The following is a 14,506-nucleotide window of genomic DNA, read 5'->3' on the forward strand; positions in this document are numbered from 1 at the left end:
TAAATTATAAAGTACCTGGTGAAATCATGACTAATCAAATTAATGATCCTGAAGATATTGATTGGGCTTATTTTTGGGCTTGTAAATTAGAGGCAAAAAAAGATAGAGCTAAGGATTGGAATAAAGCTGCCCCTAATTTTGGAAAATCTGCAAAAAAAGATGATTATCACAATAAGTTAATTGAAAGGATTGATCTATCTAAAGAAGATACTCTTTTAGATTTAGGTTGTGGAGAAGGAAGTATTACAATTCCTCTTGCAAAAAAAGCAAAATCTGTAACTGGAGTAGATTCAGCATATAAGATGATTGAAATACTAAATGAAAAAGCTAAAAAAGAAAATATAGATAATATAAAAACAATAGAAGAAGATTTAACCAAGATTACAATGAATAATGTAGGAGCACATGATATCGTTGTAGCTTCAAGGTCATTAAACGGAGTACTGAATATAAAAGAAACCATTACAAATATTAATGAAATAGCTAATAAATATGTTTACATAACTCTTTTTGGACCAAACAATTGGAAATTAGAAAAGGATTTCTACCAGTCAATCAATAAAGAATATTTTGAATTTCCATCACATAGATACTTCTTCAATATACTTGTAGATATGAAAATTTATCCTAATGTTGAAAATTTAAATATTGGTAATGAGCGAGAATACACAAGTATTGAAGAAGCTTTAGAAAGTGGAAAATGGAGATTGGATACTTTAAATGATAAAGAAAAAGAATCATTATATAAATACCTTGAAGACATTCTTGATGAAAATGAAAATGGTAAACTTTCTAATCCAAATGATAAAGCAGATTGGGTATTATACTGGTGGAAGAAGTAAATTAATAATTTTAATATATCATTAAATATGAAAAACAATTTAAAAAAAATAATCAGAATAGTGATTAAATATGACTAGAAAAATCATGATTTAAGATGAAACTGAAATTGATTGGGATGAATTTTGGACTAAAAAAATGGATATAAAAGGAGATAGAGGTAAAGATTGGTCTAAAGCAGCTATAAAATATAGTGAACGTGCAAGTGAAGATAATTATACAGAACAATTAATTTCAAAAATGATTCTTTCTAGTGAAGATACTCTATTAGATGTCGGCTGTGGTGAAGGAAGCCTAACCATCCCATTATCTAAAGAAGTATCCTCTATAACTGCTATTGACACAACAGATAAAATACTTGAAATATTAGATGAAAAAATTAAAGAAAACAATATCAAAAATATTAAAACAATTAAAGATGATGTAAATGATTTAACTTTAGAGAAATACGGCAAATACGATATTGTTTTAGCTTCAAGAGTAATAAACAGTATAAAAAGCCCTAAAAAAGTATTTTCTAATCTTAATGAAATAGCTAATAAATATGTATTTATAACTATATTCGGCCCAAATAACTGGAAGTTAGAAAAAGACTTCTTTAAATATATCAATAAAGAATATAACGGTGCACCCTCCTATATAATTCTTTTGAATCTTCTTGCAGAGATGGAAATTTATCCAAATGTAGTTAACTTAGATGTTGGACCTATTAGAACATATGAAAACATTGAAGAGGCTATAGACAATGGAAAATGGAATCTAGAAAAATTTACTAAATATGAACAGGAATTATTAGCCAAATACCTAGAGTCTATTCTAATGGAAAATGAAGAAGGGTTATTAACTAATCCAAATGATAAACCAGATTGGGTATTGATTTGGTGGAAAAAATAAGTTTATTAATACAAACTTAACATCTATAGGATATTGGTGTAAAAATGAAAATAGAAGATGGGATCAATCCTTTAGAGCTTGACTGGGAATATATATGGCAAAAATCAATCAAAAAAGGCTTTAAAAAAGAGAAAGATTGGGATAAAATAGCGAAAGATTATGGCAGATGGCTTGAAAATGATGACTATCCCAATACTTTATTAAAAGAAATGAGAATATCCTCTCAAGACACAGCTTTAGATATAGGATGTGCAGAAGGCACTATAACTAGGAAAATTGCTAAGAAAGCTAAATCTGTTACTGGTATTGATAAATCAAAATTAATGTTAGAAGAACTAAATAAAAATGCTTTAAAGGATAATATTAATAATATTAAAACTATCCAAATGGATATAAACGACATCAGTCATGAAAAAATCGGCAATTATGATATTGTACTAGCATCAAGATCTTTAAATGGAATATATAATATAAAAGATACTCTTTTAAGCCTTAATGAAATAGCTAACAAATATGTTTACATAACCCTTTTCGGTTCATCAAACCACAAATATAAAAAAGAAAAAGCTAAAATAGCTGGAAAGATATTTAAAGCCGGAACCGATTATATTGTTTTAGTCCTTATTCTCAAAAGCCTTGGAATTGAAGCAAATGTAGTTCAATTAGAATGTGAAAATCTAAAAGAGTATCATGACTTTGATGAAGCTATTAATAGATCTCTTTGGAGACTTGGTGATTTAGAAGAAGAAAATAAAATAGCATTAGAGAATTATTTTAAAGAGATATTCGTTAAAAATGAAAGGGGAAACTGGGTCAATCCTAAAGATAAAACAGATTTAGTATTGATTTGGTGGAAAAAAGAAGAATAAAATCTAAATAAAATATGTTAATTGAAAAAATGATTAGTTGAAAATAAATAAAAAATAAAAAAAGTTAATTGAAAAAATGATTAGTTGAAAAATAAATAAAAAAAAGTTTTATTTAAACTTTTTAAAAGTTTATATCTTCATCATGAAAAAAATCATATACTTTTTCCATCTCTGCAGGTATATCAATACCTTGAGGACATTGTATATTACAATCACCACAGAAAGTGCAGCTGTCAGCTCTTTCATCCTTATTTACTAACCAGAAATAAGGAGCTGCAGTTTTATCAATATAATCTAAGCTTTTTGCAATATTATACTGTTTAAAACAATGGGGAATATCTACCCTATTATGACAGGGCATGCAATATCTACAGCCAGTACATGGAATTTCCTCTCTTGATTTATAAACTTGAGCAACATCCTTTAGTATTTGCCTATCATGTTCAGATATAGAATTAACATCACAGTTTTCTGCAATAGCAATATTCTGCTTTACTTGATTCATATTACTCATACCACTGAAGACAGAACTTACAAGAGGTTTATCCCATAAGTATTCTAATGCCCATTCAACAGGATTTCTTTTTTTATCTGCACTGTCCCAAATAGCTTGAACTTCATCTGGAATGTTATTAATCAAACTTCCACCTCTCAATGGTTCCATAATAACATTTCCTAACCCTGCCATTCCTACAAACTCTAAACCACCAAGGCCACTTTTATAATCTTCATCAAGATAATTTACTTGAGTTAATATAACATCCCATTTGTCATATGAATCCATAATATTAAAGAAAACATCCAAATCATCATGGAAAGAAAAGCCAACATATTTAACTTTTCCATCTTCAAGTACACTATCTAAGAACTCTAAGACATTCATACCATATAACTTATTCCAAAAGTCTATCTTAAGAGAATGTAACATATAAACATCAATATAATCAGTTTGCAATCTTTCTAACTGTAAATCAAGGAATTTATCCATATCTTCCCTTTTATTTACTAACCATCCGGGTAATTTAGTTTGAATGATTACATCATCACGAATACCTCTTTCTGCAAGATATTTACCTAAAAACGGTTCAGCATTTCCTCCCAAATTCCTATTTTTGCTATGGAATGAATAAGCAGTATCAAAATAATTTACACCATGTTCAATTGCATAGTCAAACATTTTACTAGTCTCTAGCTCATCGATTTCATAGAAATGTTCTTTATGGGGCAAACGCATACATCCAAAGCCTAAATTAGAAACCTCTAAATCAGTTCTACCTAATTTTCTATAAAACATAATCTCACCTTAAATAATAGAAAAATTCACAAATATTATCTTATAAACTAATATTCTAGTTGGATTAAATATTCAAAATCATCTAAATATTTGTTTTATAAAATATATAAAAATAGCTAAAAGAACTGTTAAAGAAAAAGAAAAAAGAACTAATAAGAAAAAGCAATATTATTATAAAATAAAATAAATAAAAACTAAAAAAATATTAACTAATCTAAAAAATTACCTATATTATCATTCATCATCCCAATGAGAGATATTTTAACTCTCAATTAAAATATTCACTAAAACATGCTTCTTTTTTATGAAAAATTTTTTTATTCAAAACAATTAATTATTTATAGTTGATTGTATAGAGTTATTATTAATTATTTATACACATTTCTGGATTTAATTTAGTTTAATTAGATAAATTAAATAAATTGGAGGGTGAATAAGAATGATTAAGGATTTAAATAAAATTATGATAGTGATTTTATTTTTAATATTTTTATCTATTTCTGCTACCTCAGCACAAGACAATGCAAGCTTTGAAATAAGTTTAAATGAAAATGTGGCAATTTTAGATGGTGAAGAAATAGTAGATGATAAAGTCAATGCTAAAACAAATGAGGACAATAAAACAGTTACAGAACTAGAAAAAATAGAGGACAATAAAACAGTTACAGAACTAGAAAAAATAGAGGATAATAAAACAGTTACAGAACTTGAAAAAATAGAGGATAAATCAAAGATTGAAATGAATGAAGATAATTTAAAGGGCTCAACTTCATCATCATTCAGCGATTTGCAAAATCTAATCAACAAGGCACCTGTTAATGGTACATTAAATCTAGATAAAGACTATACCTGTTCACTTAGTGATTCAGAGATAATTATTAACAAACCCATAACTATTGATGGGAAAAACCATGTAATTGATGGAAAATCCGCAAGAAGAATACTTAAGATAACTGGTAATCATGTCACACTAAAAAATATAAAATTCATAAATGCAAATAACACTAATGAATATAATGGTGGTGCTATCTATTGGGAAGGAAATTACGGTAAGATGAGCAACTGTTCCTTTGTTAATAACTATGCAATGTATGGTGGTGCTATCTATTGGGAAGGAAATTATGGTAATATAGGTAGCTGTTCCTTTGTTAATAACCATGGAATGTATGGTGGTGCCATTGACTGGTATGGAGCTAATGGTTTTTTAGGTACTTCTTCCTTTCTTAATAACCATGCAGAGTATGATGGTGGTGCAATTTATTGCTATGGCGATAATGGTACTTTAAGAGATTCCTCCTTTACCAACAACCATGCAGGATACTATGGAGGTGCCCTTGGCTGGAGGGGAGACAATAGTATCTTAAGAGATTCCTCCTTTACCAACAACCATGCAGGATACTATGGCGGTGCCATTGATTGCTTAGGTAATAATAGCATTTTAAGAGATTCTTCCTTTAGAAACAACCATGCAGGGTATGATGGTGGTGCAGTTTATTTGAGATATAGTAATGGTTCTTTAAATGCTTGTTCTTTCGTTAATAACACTGCTAATTATTATGGTGATGCTATTTATGTTTATTACAACACCACTAATGTATCTGCATGTTCTTTTAGTGTATTTCGTCCTAAAAATACACTAGTGTTCACAGTTAATAATCTAATCTACTACAATAACCACAATTATTTAACTGATTACTACGAAAATGCTAAGAAAATTCATAGTGGCCGGATGAATGATGGGATTACTTTTTATAATTTAGACAGCGGAAAACACAGTATCCAAATGATTTACAATAAAGAGAGTAGCAAGTTTATTAATTATATAATCATAAATGGTTATTCTTACCTAAATGCTAGTAATGTTTATATGTTTTATAAGGACGGTACTAAATACACTATAAAACTAACAGACTACAAAGGAAACCCTTTAAGAAATCAAAACATCCAAATAACAATTGCAAATACAAAATACAATATAAAAACCAACAATAAAGGATATGCAACAATAAACCTCAAACAAAAAGCAGGAAAATACAATATTATAGCTAAATTCGATGGTAATAGCGATTATGGTCCAAGCACTATTAAAAACACTTTATACGTTTTAGATTCACCAATAACAAAGAATAAAAACAGTAAGATCTATTTTGGCGGAACATTTAAAGTGCGAATAATCAATGCAAATGGTAAGCATGTAGGTGCAGGAAAAACAGTTAAATTCACAATAGCTGGAAAAACATACAGCAAAAAAACAAACAAGAATGGATATGCAAGCCTAAAAATAACACTGAAACCAAGAACCAAAACCTATAGTATAACAACAAAATACGGCAAATTCATCAAAAAGAATAAAATAACCGTAAAACCTGTATTAACTGCTAAAAGTATTAAAAAGAAAAAAGCAAAAACAATAAAATTCTATGTTAAGCTAGTAAACACTAAAGGAAAACCACAAGCTAAAAAGACAATAATATTCAAATTAAAAGGAAAAACCTACAAAATCAAAACCAATAAAAACGGAATCGCAACACTAAAAATCAAAAACCTAAGAAAAGGCAATTATAAGATTTACACAGAATACAGTAAATCAAAAATAAAAAACACGATAAAAATTAAATAAAAAAAGATAGTGGCTAAACCTCATTATCTTTTTTACTTATTTTTTTTAATTAAGAAAAATAAAAAAACTTAATAAAATGATTATTAAGCATTTTCAGTCATTATAGGAACTACTTGTTTCTTACGGGAAACAACACCCTCTAATAAAACAGCATTATCTTCTAATTTTACACCATAAGCCTTTTCTACAAGTGTTGCATCTTTACCAATTGCAATTACTTGAGAGTTGCTATTTACAATATCTGTAATTAAAAGCATGAATAAGTCTAAATCCTCTTCTTCAATAATCTTATTCATTCCATCTTCCAAATCATCTTTCATTTTCATTACATCAGAAATGTCTGCAGTGTTTACTTGATTAACAATAGATTTGACATTTTTAAAGTCAATTTGTTTAGCATCTAAACTTAGAATCTCTGGAATTGTGAAACTTGATAAATCAGTTCCTGCTTTTAACATCTCTAAACCATAAGCTTCATAATCAATTTCAACAATTTCTGCAAGTTCTTCTACTGTTTTTTTATCATCTTCAGTAGTAGTTGGTGATTTTAAAAGTAAAGTATCAGATATAATTGCAGATAACATTAAAGATGCAATAGTTTTATCTGGAGTGAATCCATTTTCTTTATATAATTTAAATAATACTGTTTCAGTGCATCCTACTGGTTCAGTTCTAACAAATAAAGGATAAGAAGTTTCAAATGCTATTTTATGATGGTCTACAACTTTTAAAATATTTGCATTTTCTATATTATCAACAGATTCATTAGGGCTATTATGATCAACAAGAATTACATCTGTACCATCTTCAATTGTTTCAATTAATTCAGGAGCTTCTATGTCAAAGTAGTTTAAAACATATTCAGTTTCTTTATTAAGGCTGCCTAATCTACATGCTACAACTTCATTACCTAATTTTGTTTCTAAATCACACATTACAAGACTTGAGGTAATTGAATCAGTATCCGGACTTTTATGTCCAAAAATATAAGTTTTACTCATTTTTTCACCTTTGCATTATTGAATAATTTAATATCAAAATTATAAAAAAAGATTAATTATTAAAATATTATAGTTTAGAAACTTAGATTAAAAAAGAATCTAAGTATCTAAACATGAATTAAAAACTATACCAAAAAAAGAAAACTAGAAACTAATGTAAAGGGGGTGATATGTTAAAAGAATATTCTAAAAGTATAGTTAATAATTCTATGTATATAAATTTATTTATTTACAATATAAATAGTTTGCTATGAATGATACAAAAACAAAACAGTGCATCAATAAAATTTTAAACAAAGCTGATAAAAATAAAATTAAATTAAAAAAAGAGATAAATCTTTTAAAAAGTAATATTTAAAAAAGTATACTATAAAATAGAAAAAAAGGAATACAAACCTTAAAAAAATATACTAGAAAATAGAAAAAAGGAATACAAACCTTAAAAAAATATACTAGAAAATAGAAAAAAGGAATACAAACCTTAAAAAAATATACTAGAAAATAGAAAAAAATTGAATAAGAGAATAATAAAAAATAATAAGATTTAAATTTAAATTAATTAAAATTATTTGAATTAGAACCTCCACTATCAATAGATATATTATTTGTAGTATTTACAGAACTTTGATTATCACCATTAATAGTTTCTGTGCTATTAGTCTCTTCATTAAAGTATACATACTTAGCAGAAGATATCATATGTTCTAATATTTCAGGATCTTTAGAAAGGATTAAGATATTATCATGAGTTATATAATTTCCTATAAAAGCCATATAAGTTCCATTTTCTTCATTATGCCAAACAGTTTGATTAGCTAACTTTTCTTCAACTGAATTTTTAACATAAGAATTACGAATATACTCTAATTCAACAGCTGCAACTTGATTACCTTGTTCACTATTAAAATACATTAGAACTAAATCATGTTGAGTATCATTAATTATATGGATACCACCACTAATTACATTATTTGTAGATTCATCACTTATTGGCATTTCAATACTAGAGGTATTTGTAAGACCAACTCTATTATAGGCAATAGAATCATCGAAATTTAACAAAAAGAAAGAAGCAGCTAAAACCACAACAACCACTATCATTATCACTGATAAACGCCTAAAATCCACTTAAATCTCCCCATTATCTATTTTATAATTGAATTAATAAATCTGATATAATTATTATTTTAAATTAAATTATTTATAAACTTAACTTAAAAATAGCTAAAAAGGGAAAAATAGATAAAAATAAAAAATTAATTAAAAATAATAAAAATAATAAAAATAGATAAAAATAAAAAATTAATTAAAAATAGATAAAAATAGATAAAAATAATAAATTAATTAAAAATAATAAAAATAATAAAATAGATAAAGATAAAAAAGTAATTAAGATAATTGAAAAAATAATTAAGAATGATTATCCGTAACTAATAAAAAAAATTTTGGTCCAGGTTTTTTGACCGAAGGTCAAAAAAGCTGGTTAGGAAGACCTATCAATAACAAAATCAGCTAAAGCAATAAGTAATTGTTTAGCTTCAGAATCGGGTAATATTTCAAGTACTTTCTTAGAACAATCAATGTTTTCTAAAGCGAGATTGTAAGCATATTCAATAGAGCCATATTTATTGAATAAATCAATAGCTTCATCAATACTTTCTTGTGAACAATCGTCATCTTTTAAGATTTCAAGTAATCTGTCATGATCTTCACCTTCAGATTCAGCTAATGCTTTAACTACCATAAGGGTCATTTTACCTTTAGCAATATCACTGCCAACAGGCTTTCCTAAATCTTTTTCATCACTGATTACATCTAAATAATCATCTTGAATCTGGAATGCAGTACCGATCATACGGCCATACTCATATAAAGCATGAACAGCTTCATCATCTCCTCCACCCATAATAGCTCCTGCTTTAGTAGCAGCTGCGATTAATGCACCGGTTTTCTTAAAAATCATTTCAGAGTATTCATCTTCTTTAACATCAAAGTTTCCTTCAAAACTCATATCAGAAGCTTGACCTTCACAGATTTTAACACAAGCATCTGCTACAGTAGCTAATGCATTTGCAACATTTGCAGGATGAGCATTTTCTTCTTTAGAAGCAATGACCATTTCAAATGCTTTTGAAAATAAAGTATCTCCAGCTAAAATAGCTACTGGTTCATCCCATACCTTGTGAACAGAAGGCATTCCTCTTCTCATATCATCATCATCCATGATATCATCATGAATAAGTGAAAAAGTGTGGATAAGTTCTAAAGCAGCAGCTGTTTTTAAAGCATCTTCTTTATTTCCTCCAACAGCTTCTGCAGAAATTAAAGTAAGAGCTGGTCTAAGCATTTTTCCACCAGCTTTAGTTAAATAAAGACAAGCATCTTGTAAATCTTGTGGCTCAATTACACTAAGATTTTCTTCAATAGTTTTTACAACATCTTCAGAATATTGTTTTAAAACATCCGTAACATCAGACATGATTTTCCCTCTTAAAAAAATATTATTAAAATTTTATTATAATATATTAGCTTAAATTTGAAATAAAGAGAACTTATTCATTATTTTAATCATTTTAAAAAAAATAATTAAATAAAATAATATTTTTATTTTATTATTTATTAAAACTTAATTAAATACTTAATTACAATTTAGTTAATAATGATTAATTTTTTAAAAAAAAATATTTTAATTAATAATAATTAATTTTTTAAAAAAAAATATTTTAATTAATAATGATTAATTTTTTAAAAAAAAATATTTTACTTAATAATAATTAATTTTTTTAAAAAAAATATACTGCTAATTCAATACTACACTAAAATAATAAGAATTTTGGTCAAGGTTTTTGAGCCGAAGGCTCAAAAAGCTTGAGTTAATTACCATTAAAAACTTGAGCTTGAGCATTTCTTAAAATATGAATATTATTTCCAATTCTGTATCCTTCCTCTTCTGCAAGTTCCCCATAAGCAACTAACATATCTAATTCACCGTGAGCTGGTATAATATGTTTAGGTTTAAGCATTCTTAAGAAATCCCTATGGTCTTCACGGCCTGCATGTCCTGAAACGTGAGCATTAGCATAAATTCTTGCACCGTTTGCTTTTAATTTAGATTCTAGAATATGTCTATTTGCTGCATTTGTTGGATTTGGAATAATAGGTGCTGAGAAGATTACATTATCCCCTTTTTTAATATTAAATGGAGTTCTTCCACTAGCTATTCTTGGAAGTAAAGCATCAGGTTCACCTTGGTGACCAGTAGTTACAAGCAAATATTTATCCCTATCATCTTCAGCTTTCATAAGTGCTTTATTTACAGCTTTAGGAGATCCATGAACATAAGCAGTTCTAGGTAATTTTAAAATTCCTAAATTTTGTGCTATACCACAGAACCTTTCCATAGAACGTCCTAAAAAGAGAATTTCCCTATCACTATTTTTAGCAATATCTGCAATAGTTTGAATCCTTTCTATATGTGATGAAAATGTAGTAACGATCATACCTTCTTTAGCTTTTAAAGGTTCTCTCATTAAATCTTCTAAAATAATTCTTGCTACCTTTTCAGAATAGGTTCTAGTTTCAGTGTAATTAATAGCATTTGTAGTTTCTACAATAAGAGCCAAGACTCCTTTTCTACCTAATTCCCTAAGTCTATTATAATCAGGTGGTGGAGAAACTTTTTGATGGTTGTCAAATTTAAAATCTAGTGCATAAACAATTATTCCCTCTGGAGTGTGTAATACTGGAAACACCGCTTGAGGAATACTATGGGTAGATTGGACAAATTCTAAAGTTATATCCTTAGATAATTTAATTTTGCTTCCAGGATTAAGTGGTCTAATTGGGTTGTTTACTTTAAATTTACGTTCTCCCCTAATTTGCTTTTCAATTAATGCAGTAGTATATGGAGTTCCAATAATCGGTGTATCATATCTATGAGCTAATTTAGCAACAGCACCAATGTGGTCTAAGTGACCATGTGAAAATACAATTCCCTTAACTTTACCATCAACATCTTTCATTATTGTATCATCAGGAATTATTCCTCTTTCAATTAAATCTAAACTATGCATTCTATCTATATCTGTATCTTCATGAATACTAATTCTATCTAAGTGGATACCCATATCAAATATGACTACATCTTCTCCAACTTTAACTGCAGTCATATTTTTTCCTACTTCTTCATATCCACCAATTGCAATAACTTCTACAGTCATTTATTGCCTCCTTTAAATTTTAGTTTTTATTTTCCCTTAATAAATGAGAATAATATCATTAATTCTAAATTTTATAAAATAATCAAATTTTGAGTAATTAACTCAAAAACTTAAAATAAAATTATCTTTTAGCATATGATTTTCTAAATTATCTTTTAGCATATGCTTTTCTAAATTATCTTTTAGCATATGCTTTTCTAAATTACCTTTTAGCATATGCTTTTCTAAATTACCTTTTAGCATATGCCTTTGTATCAAAGCCTCTTGCTTCTAACCAGTTTTTAGTTTCTCCTTTAATAATAAGATTTGAATTTTTAAGCTCTTCAATATTATAAGCACCAACTAAAAACATAGCAATTCTTAAAGATTCATTAAATCTTTCAACCATATCAACTAAGGATTTTTGCCCTTCATAAGCTCCTTTTAATGCAGGTAATGCCATACCAACTGCATCTGCACCTAAAGCAATAGCTTTTGCAGCATCAAGCCCTGAACGAATACCTCCAGAAGATATTACTGGAATATCAACAGAATTTACTACCTCTACAGTACTTACAGCAGTAGGAATTCCCCAATCCCAGAACAATTCTCCCATATACCTATCATCAGCACGATAAGTTTCAACAGCTGCCCAACTAGTTCCTCCAGCACCTTCAACATCTATAAAGCTAACTCCAGCTTTTTGAAGTGCAATTGCATCTTCACCACTGATGCCAGTACCAGTTTCTTTAGCCATAACAGGAACATCTACACTTTTACAAATCTCAGCTATTGAATCTATATATCCTCTTGCATCCACATCCCCTTCAGGCTGAATTGCTTCTTGTAAGGGATTTAAATGAATTGCTAAAATATCACTATCTAATATTTCAACAGCCTTTTCTGCTAAATCAGATTGTGGTGCACCAATATTCCCTAAAACAAGTGTAGATGGTGCATATTCTCTCACTACATCATAAGTATCTATTAAGTCTGGATTAACAATAGCTGCTCTTTGACTGCCTAAACCTAAACCAATTTTTTTATCTTCTGCAACGATAGCTAATTCTTTATTAATTTCTTTTGCAGCAGCATGTCCTCCAGTAATAGCTGTAATGAATAATGGAGACTCTAATTTTTTACCAAAGACTTCTGTTGAAATATCAATCTCTTCTTTATGAACTTCAGGTAATGCTTTATGAATTAATTCAATATCTTCAAAACCCGTAGTTTTATCTTTATAGTTAACATCATAATTTTTGCAAATTAATAAATGTTCTAATTTTCTATCTGAAATCATTGTTTCCTCTTTAATAATTAATTAAATAATAAACATAATGACTTTAAAACAAAACCCTATATAAAATAAAATTTTAAAATGTTTTAAAGTGAAAAAAAATAAAAAATAATAAATTAATTTTTATGAAATAAATTTTTAACCCATTAAAACCTAAAAACAATAAGAATAAGAATGATAAAGAAATCCAAAGATTAATCTAAATAAATCCAAACTATTTATTCCAAATAGTAAATTCTTATAAATCCTTTAAAATAATTATCAAATAATTATCAAAATTTCTAAATTATCTAAAATCTGATCTAACAATCCCTTATTTTAAATATTAATGTTAAATTAAAGTATACCTGTATATTAAATATTCTTACGTGTTTAATTAGGTCCCGAATGAATTTAAAAATATTAAAGCTATCCCATCAATATTAAAATATTAGTTCTAATTTTTTAAATTCAAAAATATATACAATCCATATATTTCAACTATTAATATTTATAATCCTCATTATATTTAAATATTAGTAAAAAAAGGTGAATTTTTGAAAAAAACAGATAAAAAATAGTTAAAAAATAGATAAAAAATTAGAAAAATTTCAACAATAAATAATAAAAAAATAATTAAATTAAATAAATTAAAATATCTAAAAGATGGTTAAAATTATTTTCTACAAATATTAGTTCCATTTACTTCCATACCTTGTAAAGCTTTAGCAATAGCTCCCTTTTCATTAGCATTAATAATCTCAGAGGAAATACCATAGTCTGCTAAATCTAAAAGCTCTTTTACTTTACCAACCATACCGCCAGTTACATCAACATTAGTAGTGGATTCTAAAAATTTAATATCTTCAATAGAATTTACCTCATCAATATGAACTGCATCATCATGGGTTTTAGGATTTTTAGTGTAAACACCTGCAACATCAGTTCCAAGAACAATTCTATCGGATTTCAAGAATTTAGCAATATATTGAAGTATTTGATCTCCAGAGATAACAGCTATTTTTACCTCATCATCTATAACAACATCTCCAAAGAGAACTGGAATGAAACCTTCTCTAATATAAGTTTTTAATAAATCAAGGTCAAAATCATATATTCTTTTATTATGTGTAGTGATAAAAGAGGATGGAGGTATAGCAATACATGGAATACCATGTGCAATTAAAGATTCACATATTATGGAGTTTAGCTTTTTAACCTCATTTTGAATCTCTGCAAATCCAATTCTTTTCTCAAGATAGTCCTCTATTTCAAAAGGTTCGCCAATTTTATACTTTTTAGCAGGAGGATGTCCGAAAGAACCGGCACCATGAACAATAACTAAACCATCAATTAAATCATTACTAATTTCATCGGCATATAATGATTCTTGGATTTCCTCTGCAATCCTATTTAAATTGTCATAATCCACTTTTGGTTCTGTTGAATCCTTTTCAGTTAATATACTTCCACCAATTTTTAAAATAATCATAAAATCACACTATAAATAAAA

Annotated in this window: 11 protein-coding genes; 4 read left to right on the forward strand and 7 right to left on the reverse strand. The window is 27.5% G+C overall.

All coding sequences use genetic code 11. The features are described from left to right. Window positions 1-26: 26 nt before the first annotated feature. The 3 genes from BM020_RS03930 to BM020_RS03940 all read left to right on the forward strand — a co-directional run bounded on the left by BM020_RS03930 (window position 27) and on the right by BM020_RS03940 (window position 2,603). Window positions 27-842 carry a class I SAM-dependent methyltransferase gene (locus tag BM020_RS03930; protein WP_067145982.1) on the forward strand — a complete coding sequence of 272 codons (816 nt, stop codon included), beginning with the start codon at window positions 27-29 and terminating at the stop codon, window positions 840-842. A 136-nt stretch (window positions 843-978) separates the two neighbouring features. Further along, window positions 979-1,734 carry a class I SAM-dependent methyltransferase gene (locus tag BM020_RS03935; RefSeq protein WP_143743950.1) on the forward strand — a complete coding sequence of 252 codons (756 nt, stop codon included), beginning with the start codon at window positions 979-981 and terminating at the stop codon, window positions 1,732-1,734. 44 nt (window positions 1,735-1,778) lie between these two features. Continuing rightward, window positions 1,779-2,603 carry a class I SAM-dependent methyltransferase gene (locus tag BM020_RS03940; protein ID WP_074798303.1) on the forward strand — a complete coding sequence of 275 codons (825 nt, stop codon included), beginning with the start codon at window positions 1,779-1,781 and terminating at the stop codon, window positions 2,601-2,603. A gap of 121 nt (window positions 2,604-2,724) precedes the next feature. On the opposite strand, the gene BM020_RS03945 is transcribed toward BM020_RS03940, so the two are convergent. Further along, entirely contained in the window at window positions 2,725-3,897 is a 1,173-nt protein-coding gene (locus BM020_RS03945) for an aldo/keto reductase (protein WP_074798305.1), read from the reverse strand. Window positions 3,898-4,336: 439 nt separating this feature from the next. On the opposite strand from BM020_RS03945, the gene BM020_RS03950 reads away from it, so the two are divergent. Next, a complete protein-coding gene (locus tag BM020_RS03950; protein ID WP_074798307.1) occupies window positions 4,337-6,517 on the forward strand; it encodes a hypothetical protein in 2,181 nt (726 codons plus the stop codon). An 83-nt stretch (window positions 6,518-6,600) separates the two neighbouring features. Here the strand turns inward: BM020_RS03950 and BM020_RS03955 are convergent, their stop codons facing one another. From BM020_RS03955 to BM020_RS03980, 6 genes are all read right to left on the reverse strand, one after another. Further along, on the reverse strand, window positions 6,601-7,518 hold the full coding sequence (locus BM020_RS03955; RefSeq protein WP_067145973.1) for a manganese-dependent inorganic pyrophosphatase: 918 nt from the start codon (window positions 7,516-7,518) through the stop codon (window positions 6,601-6,603). A 555-nt stretch (window positions 7,519-8,073) separates the two neighbouring features. After that, a complete protein-coding gene (locus BM020_RS03960; protein ID WP_143743951.1) occupies window positions 8,074-8,646 on the reverse strand; it encodes a hypothetical protein in 573 nt (190 codons plus the stop codon). 355 nt (window positions 8,647-9,001) lie between these two features. Then, window positions 9,002-9,997 carry a short chain isoprenyl diphosphate synthase IdsA gene (gene idsA / locus BM020_RS03965; protein ID WP_067145969.1) on the reverse strand — a complete coding sequence of 332 codons (996 nt, stop codon included), beginning with the start codon at window positions 9,995-9,997 and terminating at the stop codon, window positions 9,002-9,004. A gap of 394 nt (window positions 9,998-10,391) precedes the next feature. Then, entirely contained in the window at window positions 10,392-11,738 is a 1,347-nt protein-coding gene (locus BM020_RS03970; protein WP_067145968.1) for an RNase J family beta-CASP ribonuclease, read from the reverse strand. A gap of 229 nt (window positions 11,739-11,967) precedes the next feature. Then, window positions 11,968-13,017, reverse strand: a complete 1,050-nt coding sequence (gene fni, locus BM020_RS03975; protein WP_067145966.1) for a type 2 isopentenyl-diphosphate Delta-isomerase — start codon at window positions 13,015-13,017, stop codon at window positions 11,968-11,970. A gap of 652 nt (window positions 13,018-13,669) precedes the next feature. Next, window positions 13,670-14,485, reverse strand: coding sequence for an isopentenyl phosphate kinase (locus tag BM020_RS03980; RefSeq protein WP_067145964.1), 816 nt, complete (start codon window positions 14,483-14,485; stop codon window positions 13,670-13,672). Window positions 14,486-14,506 lie beyond the last annotated feature (21 nt).

The organism is Methanobrevibacter olleyae (assembly GCF_900114585.1).
Lineage (GTDB): Archaea > Methanobacteriota > Methanobacteria > Methanobacteriales > Methanobacteriaceae > Methanobrevibacter > Methanobrevibacter olleyae.

Coding starts and splice junctions, on each gene's coding strand:
- BM020_RS03955 (WP_067145973.1), bottom strand. CDS start 7,518: ATGAGTAAAACTTATATTTTTGGACATAAAAGTCCGGATACTGATTCA.
- BM020_RS03930 (WP_067145982.1), top strand. CDS start 27: ATGACTAATCAAATTAATGATCCTGAAGATATTGATTGGGCTTATTTT.
- BM020_RS03950 (WP_074798307.1), top strand. CDS start 4,337: ATGATTAAGGATTTAAATAAAATTATGATAGTGATTTTATTTTTAATA.
- BM020_RS03945 (WP_074798305.1), bottom strand. CDS start 3,897: ATGTTTTATAGAAAATTAGGTAGAACTGATTTAGAGGTTTCTAATTTA.
- fni (WP_067145966.1), bottom strand. CDS start 13,017: ATGATTTCAGATAGAAAATTAGAACATTTATTAATTTGCAAAAATTAT.
- idsA (WP_067145969.1), bottom strand. CDS start 9,997: ATGTCTGATGTTACGGATGTTTTAAAACAATATTCTGAAGATGTTGTA.
- BM020_RS03980 (WP_067145964.1), bottom strand. CDS start 14,485: ATGATTATTTTAAAAATTGGTGGAAGTATATTAACTGAAAAGGATTCA.
- BM020_RS03940 (WP_074798303.1), top strand. CDS start 1,779: ATGAAAATAGAAGATGGGATCAATCCTTTAGAGCTTGACTGGGAATAT.
- BM020_RS03970 (WP_067145968.1), bottom strand. CDS start 11,738: ATGACTGTAGAAGTTATTGCAATTGGTGGATATGAAGAAGTAGGAAAA.
- BM020_RS03935 (WP_143743950.1), top strand. CDS start 979: ATGGATATAAAAGGAGATAGAGGTAAAGATTGGTCTAAAGCAGCTATA.